The following is a 20,172-nucleotide window of genomic DNA, read 5'->3' on the forward strand; positions in this document are numbered from 1 at the left end:
GCACGATCCGCCGCCGTCGGCCACCCTCATGGTCCGTCGTCCTGTTCTGGGGTGTAGTCGTGTCGGGCTCGCCCGCCGAGCCGCGGAGTGCGGGTGGGGTCGATGCGGGCGGGTGGGATGAACCACACGTTTCCGTTGTTGCTGGTGATGGTCCAGCCGTCGTGGTGGATGCGTTGGTGGTCGGTGCGGCAGAGGAGGACGCCGTTGTCCAGGTCGGTGGGCCCGGTGTCGCGGTCCCACCAGGTGATGTGGTGGGCTTCGGCGTAGCTGCCGTCGGTGCCGCAGAAGGCGCAGCCGCCGTCGCGTTCGGCGAGGGCGATGCGTTGCGGGATGGTGAACAGGCGGTGGGTGCGGCCGAGGTCGAGGACTTCGGAGGGGCCGCCGAGGACCAGCGGGATGATGCCGGCCTGTCCGGCGATCCGGCGAACCGTACCGGCACTGACGGGCTGGTTGATGCCGTCGATGAACGCCGGCCCGACACCGGTGACGAGGTCGGTGTGGTTGATGCGGATGATGATCGTGGCCAGGTCCAGCGGGGTGATCGTCTCCCGGCAGGACGACGCGTGTTCGGTGATCGCGACGAGGGCGTCGGCCTGCATTCGCGGGATGCTCACCGGCGCTGAGTCGGTCGGGTCGGCGTCACGGTTGCTCCGGATGCGTGCGGTGACGAGGGTCTCGATCGCGGTCTTCAGCAGGGCACCGTTGACGGGGTTCAGGCGGGCAGTGAAACGGAGCATGCCGGAGGGTTCCTGCCGGATGCCCACCGACTGGTCGGCGGTCAGGGCGTCTTCGCGTTCCCCGACACCATCGGTGTCGAGGTACGTCTCCGCTTGCGCGACCAACCGATGCAGCTGCTCCAGAGTCAGGGTCGGCGCGCGCCGGGCCAGGGTGCGTTCGGTTGCGCGGAGGTGGTCGGGGTCGGCACGAGGTGTGACCCGGTCGAGCATGGTGATGATCACCGCGGCAGCATCAACGCTGAGTCGCCCGGCGTCCACTTCAACGGCGACGTGCGGGTGTCGTGGCGGCATCCGGTGCCCGGAGAACGCCTGCCGGGATGCTGTCGCGGCACCCACAGCGATGAGGCGAGCCGCTTCCGCGGTAGACCCGCCGGATGCAGCAGCGACGAGCGCTGTTGCCGATCGATAGCCCTGCTGCTTCGCCAGCCCTTCACGGCCGAGCTCAGGGGTGGAGCGGTTCGCGATCTCGCCGGCGACCCGCACCCGTACGGCGGCGAGATGGCGTTCGGCCCGGGCGAGGACATCATTCACGGTGAGCAGACCAATGCCACTCATCGATTCCACCTGCGCCTGCGGGTCGGTGTCCGGAATCCCGAGAGTGGGAAGGGCGTCGTTCCATGCGGCATCGAGCGACGCGAGGTCGATCGCGAGTGCTCGGGTCGCGGTGCTGGACATACCCCCACTCAACCAGCACCCACCGACACTCGACCGCGCGGAATACACAGTTGATCGGGTATTTATTGTGCACACGCTGTGGACGGAGAGACTGCGTAGCGTGCCTGTGGAGGAGACCCCGGCAGGTGCGCGTGATCTCGATACGTGTCCGACTTCGTCGGGCATTACTCGATCAGCGGAAGGAGGTCGGGCCCTACTCGATTCGACGGTGAGGAATGGAGCGGAGACTCCGCCGCTAGACGGTCACCGGGGGCTCGGCCGACCACGGGAACGTGATCCAGTGGTCGGTTGCCTTGTACGAGAAGTCGGGCACGAGCACGGTGCGAGGCTTCGTGTACAGCGCAGCGGTGCGGAGGTCGCATCCGGTCTCCTCCAGGATGCCGACCACCTTCGCGAGGGTGTGTCCGGAGTCCGACACGTCGTCGACGAGCAGCACGCGCTTGCCCGCGAGCGACGGCGCATCGAGCATGGGTCCGGACAGGACCGGCTCGGGCAGGCGCTCATCGACGCCCGTGTAGAACTCGACGTTGATCGATCCGCAGTTCTTCGTGCCGAGCGCGTAGGAGATGGAGCCGGCCAGCAGCAGCCCGCCGCGGGCGATGGCGATCACGACCTCGGGCTGGAAGCCGCTCCGCAGGATCTCCTCGGCGAGTCCGCGTGATGCCAGGTGGAACGCTTGCCACGTGAGCACCTCGCGCTCGATCTGGTCGGTTCCGGCGTCGCCCGCATCGAAGGTCATGCACTCGAGACTAGCGACCGACGATGAGGGGGTGGTCACGACGACGAAGGGGATGACGTTCACGAACACCGTCGCCCAGAACCGCGGCCTGAAGCACTCCTTCTGAGTCCGTGCCTGAACGCGTTCTGCGACGACGGCGCCAGGCCCTCAGCCCTCGCGGACGCTCAGCGGACCGCGGGCCACGAGGTGGGGTGCCGACTGGGCGACGGGCTTGATGACTATGAGGTCGAGGTCGACGTGCGCCGGCCGCTCGACGGCGCCGACGATGGTCTCGGCGACGTCCTCGGCGCTCAGCGGGTTCTCGACGCCGGCGTAGACGGCATCCGCTCGCTCCTGGTCGCCGCCGAAGCGCACCAGGGCGAACTCGTCGGTCTTCACCATGCCCGGCGCCACCTCGATCACCCGGATGGGCTCGCCGTTCAGCTCGAGACGCAGCACCTCGGTCATGGCGTGCGCCGCGAACTTGGCGGCGTTGTAGCCGCCGCCGCCCACGTAGGCCACGTGTCCGGCGATGGACGTCACCGTGAGGATCGTCGCCCCGCCGCCCTCGGCTGCCACGGTCGAACGGAGCAGCGGGAGCAGGGCGCTGGTCACGCGCTGCACGCCGAGCACGTTGATCTCGAACATCCAGGCCCAGTCGTCCGGGCGTGCGTTCTCGACCGAGTCGAGGCCCTTGGCGCCGCCGGCGTTGTTGACGAGAGCGTGCACGGGGCCGGTGGCGGCGAGGTGATCGCGGAGGGCGTCGACGTCGGCCTGCTCCGTGAGGTCGGCGACGAAGTATGCAGCCCCGGTCTCGGCGGCGAGCGCATCGAGCCGATCGGCGCGGCGGGCGACGCCGACGACCTCCCACCCGTTGGCGCGGAACTGGCGAACCGTCGCAGCTCCGATTCCCGAACTCGCACCGGTGACAACCACTCGCCTCATCTGCATGCTCATATTCTGACAGCTGCATCGACGCCCCCTGCGCGGCATCCCACGCTGCAAGAATGAACGGATGACCGTGACTGCTCCCCCGAACCGGAAGGCGCGTGCTCCGCACCGTGTTCCACTGTGGGACAACGCCCGCTGGCTCGCCATCGCGTTGGTCGTCATCGGTCACGGCATCCTGCCCCTGATCGCCGATTCGGATGCCGCTTACGCGGTCTACCTCTTCATCTACTCCTTCCACGTGCCGGTGTTCGTGGCCGTGAGCGGCTACATGGCCAAGGGGACATCGCCGGGCACCAGGCAGATCAAGCGCCTGCTCACCGACATCGTGGTTCCGTACATCATCTTCGAGACCATCTGGACGACGATCCGCTGGATGCTCGGCGGCGAGTTCGTGCTCGACTACGCCACAGCCAGCTGGACCCTCTGGTTCCTCATCGCCCTCGCCCTCTGGCGCGTGCTGCTCCCCTACCTCGCGGTCCTCCGCTACCCGCTCATCATCACCATGGCCATCTCGGTGTTCGCCGGCTACTTCGCCGCCATCGACGCGACGCTCGCCCTGTCGCGCACCATCGGGCTGCTGCCGTTCTTCGTCTTCGGCTGGGCCCTGCGCCAGCGCCAGATCACCGGTCGCTGGCTCTCCCTCCCGCCCCGGGTCATCTGGCGTTGGCGCGCCGGCGCCCTCGCCCTGTTCCTCGGTCTCGCCGTGACGATCGTGGTGTTCATCGAGCCGCTCCGCGACCTGAAGGTGCGCCGCTTCCTGCTCTACGACGAGCCGTATCCGACCATCGGCTATCCGGAATGGTGGGCCGGCGGCATCCGTCTCGGCCTCATGGTCTTCGCGATGGTGCTGGCCATGGCGTTCCTCATGCTGCTGCCGCGGAAGCCCACCTGGTTCACCGCCCTCGGCGGGGCGACCATGTACATCTACCTGCTGCACTCGTTCCTCCTCTTCCCGTTGCGCGAGACCGGCGTGCTCGAGGGTCCCCAGCCGTGGTGGGTGCTGCCCGGCATGATCGTCCTGTGCCTGGCGATAGCCCTGCTGCTCTCGCAACGGTTCATCAGGCGCGCGTTCAGGCCGCTGGTGGAGCCGCGGGTCACGTGGCTGTTCAGGCGGGAGACTCCTCCGGCGTCGGGGCCGAAGGAGACCCTGCACCTGCCCCCGCCGGTCGCCCCGCCCGGCCCTCCTGCTTCCTGAACGGATGCCGCCAATCCGGTTACCGCGTGTGTCAGGTGCCGTTGCCGCTGGTGGGTGCCGCTCCTAGGCTCGCCACGAGCGGTGGATGGACCACCGGCCTCGAAGGAGAAACCCGATGAGCAACGACAAGGCCGCCTGGGCATTCGAGACGCAGCAGGTGCACTCTGGAGCAGCGCCAGACCCCGTCACCAACGCGCGCGCCACCCCGATCTACCAGACCACCTCCTACGTCTTCAACAACGCCGAGCACGCGAAGAACCTCTTCGCCCTGGCCGAGTTCGGCAACATCTACACCCGCATCCAGAACCCGACGCAGGCCGTCGTCGAGGAGCGCCTCGCCGCGCTCGAAGGGGGCACCGGAGCCCTCCTCGTGGCATCGGGCCAGGCGGCGGAGACCTTCGCCGTGCTGAACATCGCGCAGGCCGGCGACCACATCGTGTCGTCGAGCTCGATCTACGGCGGCACCTACAACCTGTTCAAGTACACGCTGGCCCGTCTCGGCATCGAGACGACCTTCGTCGAGAACCAGGACGATGCCGAGGAATGGCGCCGCGCGGTTCGCCCGAACACCAAGCTGTTCTTCGCCGAGACCATCGGAAACCCGAAGATCAACATCCTCGACATCTCGCTGGTCTCCGACATCGCCCACGAGGCCGGCATCCCGCTCATCGTCGACAACACCATCGCGACGCCGTACCTCATCCGTCCGTTCGAGCACGGCGCGGACATCATCGTGCACTCCGCCACGAAGTTCCTCGGCGGCCACGGCACCGTCATCGGCGGCATCATCGTCGACGGCGGAACCTTCGAGTGGTCGAAGAACGTCGAGAAGTTCCCCGGCCTCACCGAGCCCGACCCGTCGTACCACGGCGCCAGCTACACGGCCGCGGTCGGCGACGGTCTGGCCTACATCATCAAGGCGCGCGTGCAGCTGTTGCGCGACCTCGGCTCCGCCATCGCCCCGGCGAGCGCGTGGCAGCTGATCCAGGGCATCGAGACGCTGTCGCTCCGCATCGAGCGCCACGTGCAGAACGCCCAGGAGATCGCGGAGTGGCTCGACAACCACCCCGATATCGCCTCGGTCAACTACTCGGGCCTGCCGTCGAGCCCGTGGTACGCGGCAGCCAACAAGTACGCCCCCAAGGGCGTCGGCGCGGTGCTGTCGTTCGAGCTCAAGGGCGGCGTCGACGCCGGCCGTGCCCTCGTCGACAACCTCGAGCTGTTCAGCCACCTCGCCAACATCGGCGACGTGCGCTCCCTGGTCATCCACCCCGCGTCGACGACGCACTCGCAGCTCACCCCCGAGCAGCAGCTCACCACCGGCGTCACGCCGGGCCTGGTGCGCCTCTCGGTGGGCATCGAGAACGTGGCCGACCTGATCGCCGACCTCGAGACCGGCCTCGCCGCGGCTCGTAACGTGACAGTCGCGTCGATCGCGGCCGACCGCTAGGCCGCATCCGCACGCCGCCACTACTGGAAGCGAGGAGTTTCTCGCCGAACCCGCCCCTGAACGCTCAGGACGGCCCGTTCAGGCGAGAAGCTCCTCGCTTTTCAGTGCCCGTAACAAACCCGGCGACCCTACGCACACGGGGCAGACTGGAGAGCATGGACTGGCAGACCCCGGCGGACTTCGAGACCGCGAGCCTCATCACCGAGGCTCAGGCTCGCGCGCTCGCCGGGAAACCCCCGGTGACCGGGGCCTGGCATGAGAGCGACCATCTCGGGAACCGCCGATTCGTCCCCGTCGGAAGCCTCGAGCTCGAGCGCGGCGGCTCACTGCCCTTCGCCAGGCTCGCCTACGAGACCTGGGGCACGCTCTCGCCCGCGCGCGACAACGCCGTGCTGGTACTGCATGCACTGACCGGCGACAGCCACGTCTTCGGATCGGCGTCGGCCGGCCACGTCACCAGCGGCTGGTGGAACGGGGTCGTCGGCCCCGGCAAGCCCATCGACACCGACCGCTGGTTCGTCGTCGCCCCCAACCTGCTCGGAGGCTGCCAGGGGTCGACGGGGCCGGCATCCCTTGCGCCAGACGGCACCGAGTGGGGCTCGCGCTTCCCGTACCTCACCATCCGCGACCAGGTCGCAGCGCAGGTCGCCCTCGCCGACGCCCTGGGCATCGAGCGATGGGGCGCCGTCGTCGGCGGATCGATGGGCGGCATGCACGCCCTCGAATGGGCCATCACCCATCCGGAGCGGGTCGAGCGCCTCGCCGTTCTCGCCGTGCCGCCGGCGCTCACGGCAGACCAGATCGCCGCCAACTCGCTGCAGCTCGAGGCCGTGCGCATGGACCAGAACTTCCGCGGCGGCGACTACTACGACGGCGACGAGGGCCCGGCGACGGGCCTGGCGTTGGCGCGCCGGCTCGCCATGCTCAACTACCGCAGCTCATCAGAGCTCAACGACCGCTTCGCCCGCAGCTGGCAGAGCGGCATCTCGCCTCTCGGCGACGGCGGCCGCTTCGCCGTCGAGAGCTACCTCGACTTCCACGGCAACCGCTTCGTGCGCCGCTTCGACGCCAACAGCTACATCACGCTCGTCGACGCCATGAACTCGCACGACGTCGGCCGCGGCCGTGGAGGGGCGGCATCCGCCCTGTCCGGCATCACGGCGCTCACCCTCGTACTCGGCATTTCGAGCGACAGGCTGTTCCCCCTCGCCGGCCAGGAGGCCATCGCCCGCGCTGTGCCGAACACCCTCGACGGCGAGCATCCCGTGGTCATCGATTCGCCCTTCGGACACGACGGGTTCCTCATCGAGGAGGATGCCGTCGGGCGACACCTCCTGCGCCTTCTGGATGCGGCTGCCGCCCGACGGTAGGGTGTGGATGTTCCACCCATCCCCCACAGCCAGGCAGGTGTCATGCAGCGCATCCTGAAGGAACGGGATCGACTGCTCCGCAGGACGGCCCGGCTCAGCGGGCTCATCTGCACAGCGGTCGCGATCCTCACCCTGTGCATCCCCGGAGCGGCGGACACTGTCGCCCTCGGCATCGCCCTGTCGCTGCTCGGCGTCATCACCGTCGGGCACTACCTGCTCGGCGTGTCCGGGCGACTGCGCTGGTTCTGGCTGGTGCTCGTCGCCGGCCTCGGCGCCATCTACGCCGTGAACTCGAGCAGCCTCGGCGCGAACGCGGCCTCGCTCACGGCCGTCGCCATCATCGGGGGCGGCGTCATCGCATCGGGCGCGATCGTGCTGCCCGTGAGCGCGCGCCGCGTCGTCGTGCTCGTCGTATCGTTCCTCATCACCATCGGCCTCGCCGCCATGTCCACGGTCGGGCTCGGCCTCACCCTCCCCTACGTCGAGATCTTCGTCGTGGCAGGCTGGATGAGCTCCACGCTGCTCGGCTGGTGGCTCGGACTCAGCGTGCCGCGCGTCATGCACCGCATCGCGAGTGTCGGCCGCGCCCACCGCAGCGAGCGCCAGGCCAGCGAGCGGGAGGCCCAGCGCCGCCAGGACGCCAGGCTGCTGCACGACACCGTGCTCGCGACCCTCACCCTGCTCGCCCACTCCGGGGTCGGCGTCAGCGAGAACGCGCTGCGCCTGCAGGCAGCCGACGACGCCAGGCTGCTCAGGCAGCTGAGGCTGGGCGGCAAGCCGATGCCGCGCACCTCGGGCGTCTACACGCTCGAACCCGTGGCCGAGACGGCGCTGGGTACGACGCTCGAGTCGGTCAAGCAGCGCTTCAGCCGCATGGGACTCGAGGTCAACTGGCACGGCCACGGCCAGGTGCTCCTCCCGAGCAACGTGCTCGACTCCTTCCTGGGTGCTCTGGGCGAGTGCCTCGAGAACGTGCGCAGGCATGCCGAGGTCACCGAGGCCGATGTCACCATCACCGACGACGAGACCACGGTGCGCGCGATGGTGACGGATGCCGGTGTCGGATTCGCCCTCGACCAGGTGGCGGCGGAACGCCTCGGCTTCGCGGAGTCCGTGGTGGCCCGCCTGCAGGACGTCGGCGGGAACGCCCGCCTGTTCTCCTCGCCCGGGTCGGGAACGACTGTCGTCCTGGAGGTTCCGAAGTGATGTCCAGCGTCGAAGAGAACACCCTCGGCGTCGTCGTCGGACGCGAGAACCTTCCGCGCCGCAACCGTGCGTTCAGGCGTCCGGAGCGCACGGTCAGCACCACGCGCGCGAACCAGCACGCTCTTGGGGGTCGTCACCTCACCGTCGGCACCAGCCTCGGGGCCGCCCTCATCGCCCTGTTCCTGCTCGGACTCTTCCTGACGCAGATCGGCCGGATGGAGCATCCGAGTTACTCCGTGGTCGCGTGGGGTCTCCTGCTCGTCATCGTGGCGTCGACCACCGCCATCGTGCACGGCCTGTCACGGCAGATGCCGCACTGGCTCTTCGCGGCCGACCTGATCGGCGGCGTCGCCGTCATCGGGCTCGACCTCTACGGCGTGTGGGGGTCCGAGTCCGGCTCCATCGTCCCCACGGCGGCCCTCGCCGTGCCGGCCCTGCTGCTGGCGATCGTGACGCTGCGCGAGACGGTTCAGATCCTCATCGCCGACGTCGCGATCGGCATCTTCCTGCTGCTGGCCGCGGCCGCCGAGGACCGCCCCGACGTGCTCACCCTCGCCCCCGAGCTCATGATGATCGCCATCGGCGTCGGGCCGGCTCTGCTGGGGGTCGCCGTCGTGCGCTCCTACCGCCGCATGGTGCAGCTCGAACTCGACCTGGTGCTCGTGCAGAGCACCGTGCAGGCCCCCCAGCTCACCGTCGGCATGCTCGCCTCGGAGGAACTCACCCGCCTCGACGACGATGCGGAGGAGCTCTTCGACGACGTCGCCGGCGGGCGGCTGCCCCTGCCCCTGCCCCTCGAGGCGTCCACTCGCGCGGCGTCGCTCGCGACCGAACTGCGCCTGCACCTCATCGAGGGCCGCAAGGAGACGTGGCTGCGTCACGCCGTCTCCGAGAGCGAGTTCCTGGCACCGGCGGTCACGATCGACGACCCGTCGAGCCTGGCCGGCGTGCTCACCCCGCCCCAGCGCGACGCCCTGCTGCTCGTGCTCTGGCTGCTCGTCAGCGATACAGACAGGTGGGGCGCCACCGTGCACCTCATCTTCGGCCCGACGCATCCGCCCAGACAGGGTGCCTACCGCACCGTTCGCTTCCCTCTCGTGCTCGAGACCACGGGCGTGCTGCGTCGACGAGTGGATGCCGCAGCGTGGGAGGCCATGGGCATCGTCGGCCCGCACATAGACTCCGTTCGCGACGGGAGTCTGCGTGTCGAGATCGACTGCACCATCGACGGCGCGTCGGACACGTAAGGTAGTGACGGATTCGCCGCGCGGCTGGCGAACATGAGGAGGACACAGTGGGTAGTACAGGACCGATCCGGGTAGCACTCGTCGACGATCACCGCATGCTGCTCGGAGCACTCACCGAGTGGATCCGCAACGCTGCTGATGACATCGACATGGTCGCCGCCGTGACCACGTGGCCCGAGCTCCTCACCCACTCAGCATTCCCCGTCGATGTCGTGCTCCTCGACCTCGACCTCAAGGACAACATCCCGATCTCGCTCAAGCTCGCGACCCTGAAGACCACGGGCGTGCGCACTGTCCTGATGAGCACCTACTCGGAGCCGGCCGTCGTGCGCCAGGCCCTCGATTCCGGCGCACTCGGCTACCTCGTCAAGAGCGAGGAGGCGAACATGATCGCCGAGGCCATCCGCGCCGCCTACGTCGGCGAGTCCTACATCTCCGAGGAGCTCGACCTCGCCATCAACTCCGTCTCCGCCGGCGACGCCCCCCGCCTGTCGGCGCAGGAGCGCCGCGTCATGGCCCTCTACGGTGCGGGCGAGCCCGTCAAGGCCGTCGCGTACCAGCTCGGCATCTCCGAGGAGACTGCCAAGAGCTACCTCAAGCGCATCCGCGAGAAGTACCGCCAGGCCGGCTACGACGTGGGCACCAAGGTCGCCCTGCGCAAGCGCGCCATCCACGACGGCATCCTGCTGCAGACCGACTGATCTCGGCGGGCCGCTTCCCTCACCGGGAACAGGCCCGATCGCACGGATTCACGAGAGCAGGCCCAGCGGGCCCGCTTTCGTCGTTCCGGCCTGTCCTCGGGGCGAGCGGATGCAGCGGGGGCGAGCGGATGCGGCCCGTCCGCGGATGCGGCGGGGCGACGCTGCAGCTATGCGGCCTCGCCGATCGCGCTGAGCGACGCCGTGCCGTACGGCACCTCGACGCCGCGAGTGCGGCGGGCTCGGTCGATGGTGAAGGTCGCGACGGCCAGGAGGAGCCCGGCGACGCTGAGCCCGAGGCCGATCCAGATGGGTGCGACGTACCCGAGGCCCGCGCCGATGGCGATGCCGCCCAGAAGTGCTCCCAGGGCGTTGCCGATGTTGAGAGCCGAGTGGTTGAGGGCTGCCGCGATCGACTGGCTGTCGCGTGCCACGTCCATGAGGCGGGTCTGGATGATCGGCGACAGCGCGGCGGAGGTGCCACCGACGAAGAACACGCCGACGAAGAGCCCGGCGACGCTCGACACCGTGAAGCCCATGACGACCAGCGCGACGATGAGGATGCCGAAGAACAAGTACATCGAGCGCCGAACGCTGTGGTCGGCGAGGCGCCCGCCCACGATGTTGCCGATGGTCATTCCGATGCCGAACACGACCAGCACCAGCGGTACAGCGGATGCCGGCAGCCCCGTCACCTCCGTCGCCATGGGGGCGACGTAGCTGTAGACCGCGAACAGGCCGCCGAAGCCGATGGCCCCGATGGCGAGGGCGAACCACACCTGGAGGCGCGTGAAGGCCTTGAGCTCGTTCTTCATCGTGGCCTTCGGGTCGCCTGCCTGCCACGGCACGGCGAGCGCTACCGCCACGAAGGTGACGGCGAAGATGCCGGCGACCACGAGGTAGGCGGTGCGCCATCCGTAGAGCTGGCCGATCCAGGTGATGGTCGGAACGCCGACGACGTTCGCGATGGTGAGGCCGCTCAGCACGAACGCCACGCCGCGTCCGCGTTTACCCGGCCCCATGAGGCTCGCTGCCACCAGCGAGGCGATACCGAAGTAGGCGCCGTGCGGAAGGGCGGCCACGAAGCGGGCGAGCAGCACGAGTTGGAACGACGGCAACACGGCCGAAGCGATGGTGCCGAGGGTGAAGGCCGTGAGGAGTGCGAGCAGGAGCTGCTTGCGCGGCCAGCGCGCTGCTGCCGCGGCGATGGTGGGGGCGCCGACGACGACGCCGAGGGCGTAGGCCGAGATGAGGAGGCCGGCCTGTGAGTTCGCGGCGGCCGGGTCCGAGCCGTACAGGCCGGGAAGCAGGTCGCTCGCGAGGTTGGGGAGCAGACCCATGGCCACGAACTCGGTCGAGCCGATGCCGAAGCCGCCCAGCGCGAGAGCGAGCAGGGCCAAACGGGTACGGGCCGGCGACAGAGTCGTCGGCCCGGCAGCATCGAGGGTCACCCATCAACTGTAGCGTGGGAATCGAATCGATTCGACTCGCGGCCTCGTCCCGCGATCTCCCGCGGCAACTCCCGCGAATCGCCCGCTTTCGTCGCCACCGGACGGCCAGTCGATGGCGGATGCGACGAACTCGGGCGACTCGCCGACCGGTGCGGGCGAGGACGAGCGATGACGAACCGACGGACGGACGGCCTAGCCGTCGTTCTCCATCGCGGCCTCGAGGCGCTCCACCTTCGCGGTGAGCTCGCCCGAGAATCCGGGGCGGATGTCTGCCTTCAGCACCAGCGAGACCCGCGATCCGTACTCGGCCACGGCATCCGTCGCGTCCTTGATCACGGCGAACACCTCGTCCCAGTCCCCTTCGATGGTCGTGAACATCGAGTCGGTCTGGTTGGGCAGCCCGGACTCGCGCACGATGCGCACGGCGGCTGCGACGGCGTCATGCACAGAGCCGTCGGAGCGGCCTGTTCCCGATGGAGCGACGGAGAATGCGACGAGCATGGTGGCCTCCCGAGCCTCAGTCGGCCGCGTCTGGCGACCGGCTTCCACTCTTCCAGACCTCGGCAGCGGATGCCGCTCCTGATGCGGCATCGAGGCCGCGGCCGGGCGACCCATCCGTCTCGGGCTCCCCCTCCGCGTCCGGCTCCCCCTCGGCCTCGAATGCGCCCCCGTCGTCGAGAGCGAGCTCGGCGTGCGATCCGCTCCGCCACACCATGACGACGGCCCACACGAGCAGCGCGACCTCCAGCAGGTTGCGCAGCGTCAGCAGAGCGACGGCCAGCGGGTGCGCGACCAGCAGCCAGTCGTAGAAGAACGGATAGATGAGCTGAGTGAGCCCGGCCAGCACGAGCGCCATGACGGCCGGGACCACGTAGCGCCGCCCCCTGTAGACGAGGCCGATCACGATGGGGACGGCCAGCCAGCAGATGAACTGCGGCGACCCCACCTTGTTCACCACGATGAAGGCCGTCACGAGGGCGAGGGCCAGCGGTAGGAACAGCGCGACGAACGGCGCCCGCTGCAGTTGCGCCCTGATCCCGATGGCCACGATCACGCCGACGACGAGCACGAGCAGCGGCGTCATCACGGCGCTCGCGAACTCGGTTCCCTGCCCCGTGACCTGGTACGTGAGGATGTCCTGGTCGTAGTACACCCACGAGGTCGAACTGCCGGCCGCCGCCTTCCACAGCCAGATCGTGCTCACAGGCGACTCGATCTGCAGCCCGCGTCCCGTCTGCTCGGTGATGAAGCTGAACACATTCCACCCGCTGCCGAGCACGAGGCAGATCACCACGATCAGCACGCTCGTGCCGGCTGCGGCCACGAGGATGCGCACCCTCGCGCGTGAGGCGATGAGGAGCGCCGCGATGATGGCGGCCGGCCAGATCTTGATCCAGGTGGCGATCGCCAGCAGAACTGACGCGAGGCGCGGCCGCCCGGCGACGAGCAATACGGCGATGAGGGCGATCGGCACAGTGACGGCATCGATGCGCCCGACGGCGATCGGACCGAGCAGCACCAGGAACGCGAGCCACCACCACGCCGGCACGAACCGGGTGACAGCGCCGCGGCGCAGCCCGATGAGCACAGCGAAGCCGGCGGCGTTCAGCAGCACGACCAGTCCGAGCCAGGTGTACACGTAGAGGTCGAAGCCGAACACCGCGGCCAGCCCCATCGGCAGGATCGCCAGGATCGGGTAGACGAACGGCCCGTCGATGCCGACGACGTAGCCGCTGAGGTCGACCGTCTGCATCCAGGTCGTGTACACGAGGGTCACGTCGCCGAGCGGCAGGCCCGGCCCGGTGAGGGCGAGCCACACCAGTTCGGCGTGCACGAGCACGAATGCCGCCCACAACGCCAGGCGGTTGCCGAGCACCCGGCGCAGAGTGGTACGGGGAGCCGGCGGAGCGACGGATGCGGGAATGCCGGGCATGGCGCTCATGCTATCCGCAGCATCCGACCGCCCGATGCACGCTCTCGGCGCCCTTCGATATCACTTGTGTCACAGGACGACGCGATTCGTCATCGGGCTCCGACGGATGCGGCAAGCTTGAGACTCCCCCCTCGATTTCGCCAGGAGACAGCCATGCCCCTACGCATCACCCGCACCCGTGCCCTCGCGCTCGCCGTCGTCGTCACGGCGGGCATCGCCGCGTTGAGCGGATGCGCCGGTGCCTCCTCGGACTCGGCGTCCGAGAGCGGCTACGTCACCGACGGCAAGCTCACCATCGGAACGGCAGAGCCCGCGTACTACCCGTGGGTCATCGACGACAAGCCGGAGTCGGGCGAGGGCTTCGAGTCGGCCGTCGCCTACGCCGTCGCCGGCCAGCTCGGCTTCGCCGACTCCGACGTCGTCTGGGTGCGCTCCACCTTCGACGAGGCCATCGCGCCCGGTCCGAAGGACTTCGACTTCAACCTGCAGCAGTTCTCCATCACGGATGAGCGCAAGCAGGCCGTCGACTTCTCCTCGCCCTACTTCGAGACCACGCAGACCGTGATCACCATCGCGTCCTCCCCCGCCGCCGGCGCCACGTCGATCGCCGACCTCAAGAAGTTCTCCATCGGCGCCCAGACCGGAACCACCAGCCTCACCGCACTGGAGGAGGTCATCGACCCCGACTCGCAGGCGCAGGTCTTCAACTCCAACGACGACGCGAAGCTGGCTCTGCAGAACGGCACCGTGGACGCCATCGTCGTCGACCTGCCGACGGCCTTCTACCTGACCGGCGCCGAGCTCGACGGCGGCAAGATCATCGGCCAGCTCCCTCAGGCAGAGGGCACGACGGGCGATCAGTTCGGCCTGGTGCTCGCCAAGGACAGCGCGCTCACGGCGAGCGTCTCCGAGGCCGTCGACGCCCTGCGCGAGGACGGCACGCTCGACGAACTGGCCACGAAGTGGCTCGGCTCCGAGGACACCGCCCCGGTGCTGAAGTAGCCGGGCGCACCAGTACTCTGTAGCGCATGAGCACCACCGGGATCGATGCCCGGCCGCCGAGTTCGATCGAGCTCGACCGCCGGGCATTCCGTCGTCAGCAGACGACGAGGTCCACGCTGATCGCCATCGTGAGCACCGTCGTGTTCGCTGTCGCGGCGTGGATCTTCGTGATCAACACCCCCGGCTGGAGCCGGGTTCAGCAGACGTTCTTCAACTGGGACGTCGCCGTGGCCGCCTTCCCGCGCGTCATCGAGGGCTTCTGGCTCAACGTGCGCGTGCTCATCTACTCGGTCATCGGCGTCGGCATCGTCAGCCCGGTGATCGCCACTGTGCGCACCCTCCGCGGCCCGATCTGGTTCCCGCTGCGTGCCCTCGCGGCCGGCTACACCGACCTGTTCCGCGGGATGCCGCTCCTCATCGTGCTGTACGTGATCGGATACGGCATCCCGGGCCTCGGCGTCTTCCCCCGTATGCCAGCCGAGTTCTGGGGAACCATCGCCCTGGTCACCGTCTACTCCGCCTACGTCTCCGAGGTGTTCCGCGCCGGCATCGAGGCCGTGCACCCGTCTCAGCGTCTCGCTGCGCGTTCCCTCGGCCTCAGCTACAGCCAGAGCATGCGCCGCGTCATCCTGCCTCAGGCCGTGCGCAAGGTCACGCCCGCCCTCATGAACGACTTCGTCGCCCTGCAGAAGGACGTCGGACTCATCTCGGTGCTCGGAGCTGTGGATGCCGTGCGCGCCGCCCAGATCGAGACTGCGGCGTACTTCAACTTCACGCCCTACGTCGTGGCCGGCCTGCTCTTCTTCCTGTTGGCGCTGCCGATGATCCGCTTCACCGACTGGTACACGGCGCGCGTGCGGCGGCGCGAGCAGATGGGGAGCATCGTATGAGTCTCATCGAACCAGGCTCCGGACCCGGCTCGGCCGCCGCCATGCCCGATGCCGCGCCGGTGCTCAGACTCGTCGGCATCCGGAAGTCCTTCGAGGGCACCGAGGTGCTCCGCGGAATCGACCTCACCGTGCACAGGCACGAGATCGTCGCGCTCATCGGTGCCAGCGGATCGGGCAAGTCGACCCTGCTGCGCACGGCCAACCTGCTCGAGCAGATCGACGACGGCCAGATCTTCCTGGGCGACGATGACATCAGCGACCCGCGCGCCAAGGCCGACCGCATCCGTTCCCGCATCGGCGTGGTGTTCCAGCACTTCAACCTGTTCCCGCATCTCAGCGTGATCGACAACGTCACCCTGGCGAGCCGGGCGGTTCACGGAGTCTCCCGGGCCGAAGCCGAGCGACGCGGTCTCGAGCTGCTCGGTTCCATCGGGCTCGCCGACAAGGCCCACGACTTCCCCGACAGGCTCTCCGGCGGCCAGCAGCAGCGCGCGGCCATCGTGCGCGCGATCGCGACGGATCCCGAACTCCTGCTGCTCGACGAGATCACCAGCGCGCTCGACCCCGAGCTCGTGGGCGAGGTGCTCGACCTCGTGCGCGAGCTGGGCCGCGGCGGCACCACCATCCTGATGGCGACGCACGAGATGGCCTTCGCCCGCGACGTCGCCCACAGGGTCGTGTTCCTCGACAAGGGCGTCGTGGCCGAGGCCGGCCCGCCGGCTCAGCTGTTCGAGCACTCGCAGAACCCGCGCACGCGCGAGTTCCTGGCGCGCTTCACGGCTTAGCGAGGCCTCCGCTCTCAGTACCCGCTGAAGGCGTCGGTCGTCACCGACCGACCACCCCGGCGGGCGAGGGCCGAACGCACGCTGTCGACCATGCGCGGCGAGCCCGACACGAAGGTGCGCCGGGTACGCCAGTCGGGCACGGTTGCGTCGAGCATGGCGTGGTCGACGCGTCCGGAATGGGAGCTCCAGCCGGCCGGCAGCTCAGCCCCCGCAACTCCCACCACGACGACCTCGGCCGCGGACTCGGCGATGACCTCCCGGTAGGCGATCTCGCTCGACCCCGCCGCATACACGAGTACGACGTCGCGACGGCGGCCCGCCGCGCTGTCCGAGGCGAGCTGGCTGGCGAACGGCGTGATGCCGATTCCGCCGGCGATGAGCAGCACCGGCTCCGAGTCGTCCTGAGGCAGCAGGAAATCGCCGCCGACGGAGGTCGCCCGCACGATCGAGCCGGGGGCGAGGGAGCCGAGTGCACGCTTGAACGTCGACGGCTTCTCCGGCATCCGCATGGCGATGGTGATGCGTTCTGCGTCGTCCGGCGGAGAGGAGATGCTGAAGACACGACGGGTTCCGCGGGAGTCCGCACGGCGGTGCGGAACGGCGAGCTCGAGTGACTGCCCGGCCTGGAAGGCCACGGGTCGCACCGGCGAGAAGACGTACTCGACGATCGTGGGCGTCGGATGCCGCGCCTCGACGAGTCGCAGCCTCACGGCCCGGCGCTGGCCGAACCCGAAGGCTATGGCGTTGCCGACGACGAGGGCGAGCTCCGGCGTCATGGCGAACGGCCCGACGGCGAGCGGGATCGAGAACAGCACGCCGACCACGCCGGCGACCAGCAGCTGCTGCCAGCGCCGCGGCGGCAGGGTGAGCGGCTCGCTCAGCATGAACGCGGCCAGGAAGACCACGGGGAACGAGGCGAGCACTGTCCACGCGGCGGAGCCGGCATCCGTTCCCTCGAGCATCAGGCGACCGGTGCAGAGCACACCGGCCACGGCCACGAAGACCCCGGCGACGGCGAAGCGACGCGTGCGCCACAGCACCAGGAAGCCGGCGATGAGCACGATGGGCAGGAGGTACGAGTTGGCCACCCACCACACCGAGGAGCCGAGCTGCGTGAACGCGATGATCACGGCGGCGACCGCAGCCGGGTTGAAGATGTGCCTGCCCCGCACGGCGAGAACGTACTTCGACGCGCTCGCCAGCACGCCGGTGAGGGCGAGCACGCCGAGCTGAGCCGGCTCCTCAGACGGCCAGAACAGGAAGAACAGGAGCAGCCCGGTGATGACGGAGGACTCGAGGTGGGCCGGCGAGCGCACGACACGGCCGGCGATCCAGCCCGAAGCCGCGACGGAGCCGACAGCGACGACGAGGCTGAGCGCCAACTGCGTCGGCGTGTAGAACAACAGGCCTGTGGCCGAGAGGATGAAGGCCACCACAGCGATCGCGCCGAGGCTCAGGGTCATCAGGCGATAGCCCGACACACGGCCGAGCGAGGAATCGAGCAGACGTCTCATCGGAACAACTCCCCGGGGAATCCGGCCGACATCTCAGCCCGCCCGTCGGTGAGCATGCGCACATGCTCGAACTCGACGTAGGGGGCCAGCTCATCGGCCGTGGTGAAGAACAACGCCGTCGCGACGGCGTCGGCGACCATGGCCGTCTCGGCCGTCACCCACGTCGCGACGACCTCGTCGACCGGCTCCCCGGTGCGTGCGTCGAGCACGTGGTGGAGGCCGGATCCCCAGGCGCGGCGATTGCTCGCCGAGGCGCAGAGTGCTCCATCGGCCAGGGTCGCGATGCCGATCGCCTTCGTGGTGTCGTACGGATGCTCGAGAGCCACGCGCACGGACTCGCCGCCGGAGTGCCGCAGGTCTCCGCTGGCATCGACCACGATCTGCTCGACCCCGTCGTGCTCCAGCAGTTCGAGGATCATGTCGACGAGCAGGCCCTTGCCTGCGGCTCCGATGTCGAGCTCGACGGGCTGCTCGGTGCGCAGGCGCGTGCCGTCCCAGTCCATCCTGTCCCAGTCGGGACTCGCGAGGGTGCCGGTTCCGGGAACGAGTGAGTAGCCGGCCCCGTATCCGAGGTGGCTGAGCGAGGCGCCGACGAGAGGCGACATGGCGCCCTCCGTGGCCGTGTGCATGGCGGAGTAGAGCTCGACGAGCGCCCGGGCCTCGTCGGGGAATATCCACTCGCCCGACCGGAGCGCGATCTCGGCCACGAGCGAGTCGGGGCGGAAGCGTGACCAGGTGCGGTCGAAGTCCTCGATGACGGCGTTCATCCGCCGTACTGTCTCCGCAGGGATCGGGGCGCGCGAGTCGACCTGCCAGCCCGTTCCGATCGCCTCGAAGGCGAGCGTGGCCGACTCAGCTGGCATCGCTGCGGATCGTGTCCAAGGCGGCGTTGAAGCCACCGCTGGTGAGAGAGGAACCCGCCACCTTCGACACGTCGAGGCTGTCGATGTCCTTGCCCACGACCTCGGCCGAGATGCCCGAGATGAAGGCGCTCTGGTACTGCTTCGAGTTGCCGCTGGTGGCCGAGCCCGTCACGTCGACCGCCGTCACGACGTCGTCGGCGAGCGTGATGGTCACGGTGACATCCTCTCGCCCGCCTGGAGTCGAGTACTCCCCCGTCGCCGTGTAGTCGCCGTCGGTGTAGGTGCTCGATGCCGCTGACGAGTCGGTGCCGCTCGCATCGGTTCCGGTGGATGGCGTGGTGGTCGTCGTGTCGCCGGCCTCGGTAGACGGGGCCGTGTCGGCCTCGGCCGACTGGTCGGTGGCGCAGCCTGCGAGCGAGCCGATCACGACGGCTCCGGATGCGATCGCGATCGCTGTTCTGCCGATGCGTGTGTTCATGGTTCTCACCTTCTCCTCACCCCGTCAGGAGCGACATGCTCGGGATCACGCCGTCGGTCCCGGTTGTCTTCGACGTTATGCATGTTCCCTATGGGTCAGCTGTGACTCATCGACGAGTCGACTGAGCGCTCTCGAGGAGCTGCGGATGCGTGCGACGTCAGTCGCGCAGCAGCGCCGCGATGGCGGCCGGAACGTGCTCGGCGACATCGAGCGCCGTGATCGGCCCGCCTCGAGAAGCCAGCTCGGCCGCGCGCGCATGCAGGAACGACGCCGTCGCGGCGAGAGCCGGCAGGGCGAGCGCCGGGTCGCGGGCTATGGGCCCGGAGTTCGTGGCGAGCAGGGCGCCGAGGATGCCGGCCAGCACGTCGCCGGTTCCGGCCGTGGCCAGCCAGCCCGGCGCATCGGTCACGGCATAGCTCGGCGATCCCGGGGCTGCAACATGGGTGGTCGACCCCTTGAGCAGCACCGTCACCGCGAACTCGTCTGCCGCCCTGGCCGCCCAGGCCGCGGCATCCGCCCGGATGGCATCGAGCGTCGCCTCGGCGCTCCGGGGAGAGAGCAGTTCGGCGAGCTCGCGGGCGTGCGGGGTGATGACCGTCGGACCCGTGGCGTCGGGCGCCAGGTCGAGCGCTCCGGCGTCGAGCACCGTCGGCAGTCTCTGGGCGAGGGCCTGCTGGATCTCCCCGCCGAGTACGAAGGTACGCCGGCCGGCGTTCATGCCCGACCCGATGAGCCACGCCTGCACGCGTCCGGACTGGGTCACGATCTCGGGACGCCGGGCCAGCACCATGCCGCTGACGGCTCTCGGGCCCGTGTATCGCACCATCCCGACACCCGTGCGCGCGGCGGCCTCCACGCCGAGCACTGCGGCGCCGGGATAGTCGTGGGAACCCGTGATCACGCCGAGCACGCCACGGGAGTACTTGTCGTCGTCGGCACTGGGCACGGCGACCCACTCCCGGGCGTCATCCGCCGTCCAGATGAGGCGTTCTGCGGAACCGGTCATGCT

Annotated in this window: 19 protein-coding genes; 9 read left to right on the forward strand and 10 right to left on the reverse strand. The window is 69.1% G+C overall.

All coding sequences use genetic code 11. The annotated features are described in order from the left end of the window. Nucleotides 1-26 precede the first annotated feature (26 nt). The 3 genes from AADV74_RS07955 to AADV74_RS07965 form a co-directional block, all read right to left on the reverse strand. On the reverse strand, nt 27-1,412 hold the full coding sequence (locus tag AADV74_RS07955) for an HNH endonuclease signature motif containing protein (protein WP_342112914.1): 1,386 nt from the start codon (nt 1,410-1,412) through the stop codon (nt 27-29). Between the two features lie 235 nt (nt 1,413-1,647). Continuing rightward, nucleotides 1,648-2,151 (reverse strand): phosphoribosyltransferase, encoded by a 504-nt coding sequence (locus tag AADV74_RS07960; protein WP_342112915.1) that lies wholly within the window; start codon nt 2,149-2,151, stop codon nt 1,648-1,650. Nucleotides 2,152-2,298: 147 nt separating this feature from the next. Beyond that, complete coding sequence (locus AADV74_RS07965; protein ID WP_342112916.1) at nt 2,299-3,081, reverse strand: SDR family NAD(P)-dependent oxidoreductase; 783 nt, start codon at nt 3,079-3,081, stop codon at nt 2,299-2,301. A gap of 64 nt (nt 3,082-3,145) precedes the next feature. Between AADV74_RS07965 and AADV74_RS07970 the strand changes: the two genes are divergently transcribed. The 6 genes from AADV74_RS07970 (at nt 3,146) to AADV74_RS07995 (ending at nt 10,250) form a co-directional block, all read left to right on the forward strand. Next, the gene (locus tag AADV74_RS07970) at nt 3,146-4,276 is read left to right on the forward strand and encodes an acyltransferase family protein (protein WP_342112917.1); all 1,131 of its coding nucleotides are present in this window, start codon (nt 3,146-3,148) and stop codon (nt 4,274-4,276) included. A gap of 115 nt (nt 4,277-4,391) precedes the next feature. After that, nucleotides 4,392-5,726: a bifunctional o-acetylhomoserine/o-acetylserine sulfhydrylase gene (locus AADV74_RS07975; protein ID WP_342112918.1), complete on the forward strand. Its 1,335-nt coding sequence runs from the start codon at nt 4,392-4,394 to the stop codon at nt 5,724-5,726. A gap of 155 nt (nt 5,727-5,881) precedes the next feature. Further along, complete coding sequence (gene metX, locus AADV74_RS07980; protein WP_342112919.1) at nt 5,882-7,096, forward strand: homoserine O-acetyltransferase MetX; 1,215 nt, start codon at nt 5,882-5,884, stop codon at nt 7,094-7,096. A 42-nt stretch (nt 7,097-7,138) separates the two neighbouring features. After that, nucleotides 7,139-8,302, forward strand: coding sequence for a sensor histidine kinase (locus tag AADV74_RS07985; protein WP_342112920.1), 1,164 nt, complete (start codon nt 7,139-7,141; stop codon nt 8,300-8,302). Next, nucleotides 8,302-9,549: a hypothetical protein gene (locus AADV74_RS07990; RefSeq protein ID WP_342112921.1), complete on the forward strand. Its 1,248-nt coding sequence runs from the start codon at nt 8,302-8,304 to the stop codon at nt 9,547-9,549. The genes AADV74_RS07985 and AADV74_RS07990 overlap by 1 nt, the downstream gene beginning before the upstream one ends. Nucleotides 9,550-9,596: 47 nt before the next feature. Then, complete coding sequence (locus tag AADV74_RS07995; RefSeq protein WP_268765471.1) at nt 9,597-10,250, forward strand: response regulator transcription factor; 654 nt, start codon at nt 9,597-9,599, stop codon at nt 10,248-10,250. A gap of 167 nt (nt 10,251-10,417) precedes the next feature. On the opposite strand, the gene AADV74_RS08000 is transcribed toward AADV74_RS07995, so the two are convergent. The 3 genes from AADV74_RS08000 to AADV74_RS08010 all read right to left on the reverse strand — a co-directional run bounded on the left by AADV74_RS08000 (nt 10,418) and on the right by AADV74_RS08010 (nt 13,631). After that, nucleotides 10,418-11,698, reverse strand: coding sequence for an MFS transporter (locus tag AADV74_RS08000; protein WP_342112922.1), 1,281 nt, complete (start codon nt 11,696-11,698; stop codon nt 10,418-10,420). A 192-nt stretch (nt 11,699-11,890) separates the two neighbouring features. Further along, the gene (locus AADV74_RS08005; protein WP_342112923.1) at nt 11,891-12,199 is read right to left on the reverse strand and encodes a thiamine-binding protein; all 309 of its coding nucleotides are present in this window, start codon (nt 12,197-12,199) and stop codon (nt 11,891-11,893) included. 16 nt (nt 12,200-12,215) lie between these two features. Then, a complete protein-coding gene (locus AADV74_RS08010) occupies nt 12,216-13,631 on the reverse strand; it encodes a glycosyltransferase 87 family protein (protein ID WP_342112925.1) in 1,416 nt (471 codons plus the stop codon). A gap of 153 nt (nt 13,632-13,784) precedes the next feature. On the opposite strand from AADV74_RS08010, the gene AADV74_RS08015 reads away from it, so the two are divergent. From AADV74_RS08015 to AADV74_RS08025, 3 genes are read left to right on the forward strand one after another with little or no spacing between them, the layout of a single operon-like run. Then, complete coding sequence (locus AADV74_RS08015; protein ID WP_342112926.1) at nt 13,785-14,633, forward strand: ABC transporter substrate-binding protein; 849 nt, start codon at nt 13,785-13,787, stop codon at nt 14,631-14,633. 26 nt (nt 14,634-14,659) lie between these two features. Beyond that, complete coding sequence (locus tag AADV74_RS08020) at nt 14,660-15,523, forward strand: amino acid ABC transporter permease (RefSeq protein ID WP_342112927.1); 864 nt, start codon at nt 14,660-14,662, stop codon at nt 15,521-15,523. After that, nucleotides 15,520-16,308 (forward strand): amino acid ABC transporter ATP-binding protein, encoded by a 789-nt coding sequence (locus AADV74_RS08025; RefSeq protein ID WP_342112928.1) that lies wholly within the window; start codon nt 15,520-15,522, stop codon nt 16,306-16,308. Before AADV74_RS08020 ends, AADV74_RS08025 begins: the two co-directional genes overlap by 4 nt. Nucleotides 16,309-16,322: 14 nt before the next feature. Here AADV74_RS08025 and AADV74_RS08030 read toward each other — a convergent pair whose 3' ends face one another. From AADV74_RS08030 to AADV74_RS08045, 4 genes are all read right to left on the reverse strand, one after another. Then, nucleotides 16,323-17,822: a ferredoxin--NADP reductase gene (locus AADV74_RS08030; protein ID WP_342112929.1), complete on the reverse strand. Its 1,500-nt coding sequence runs from the start codon at nt 17,820-17,822 to the stop codon at nt 16,323-16,325. Next, complete coding sequence (locus AADV74_RS08035) at nt 17,819-18,685, reverse strand: FAD:protein FMN transferase (RefSeq protein ID WP_342112930.1); 867 nt, start codon at nt 18,683-18,685, stop codon at nt 17,819-17,821. Before AADV74_RS08035 ends, AADV74_RS08030 begins: the two co-directional genes overlap by 4 nt. Further along, nucleotides 18,675-19,163, reverse strand: coding sequence for a hypothetical protein (locus tag AADV74_RS08040; RefSeq protein WP_342112931.1), 489 nt, complete (start codon nt 19,161-19,163; stop codon nt 18,675-18,677). Before AADV74_RS08040 ends, AADV74_RS08035 begins: the two co-directional genes overlap by 11 nt. Nucleotides 19,164-19,320: 157 nt before the next feature. Continuing rightward, nucleotides 19,321-20,169 (reverse strand): ADP-dependent NAD(P)H-hydrate dehydratase, encoded by an 849-nt coding sequence (locus AADV74_RS08045; RefSeq protein WP_342112932.1) that lies wholly within the window; start codon nt 20,167-20,169, stop codon nt 19,321-19,323. Between the last annotated feature and the right edge of the window lie 3 nt (nt 20,170-20,172).

This window comes from Leifsonia stereocauli, from assembly GCF_038432415.1.
Lineage (GTDB): Bacteria > Actinomycetota > Actinomycetes > Actinomycetales > Microbacteriaceae > Orlajensenia > Orlajensenia stereocauli.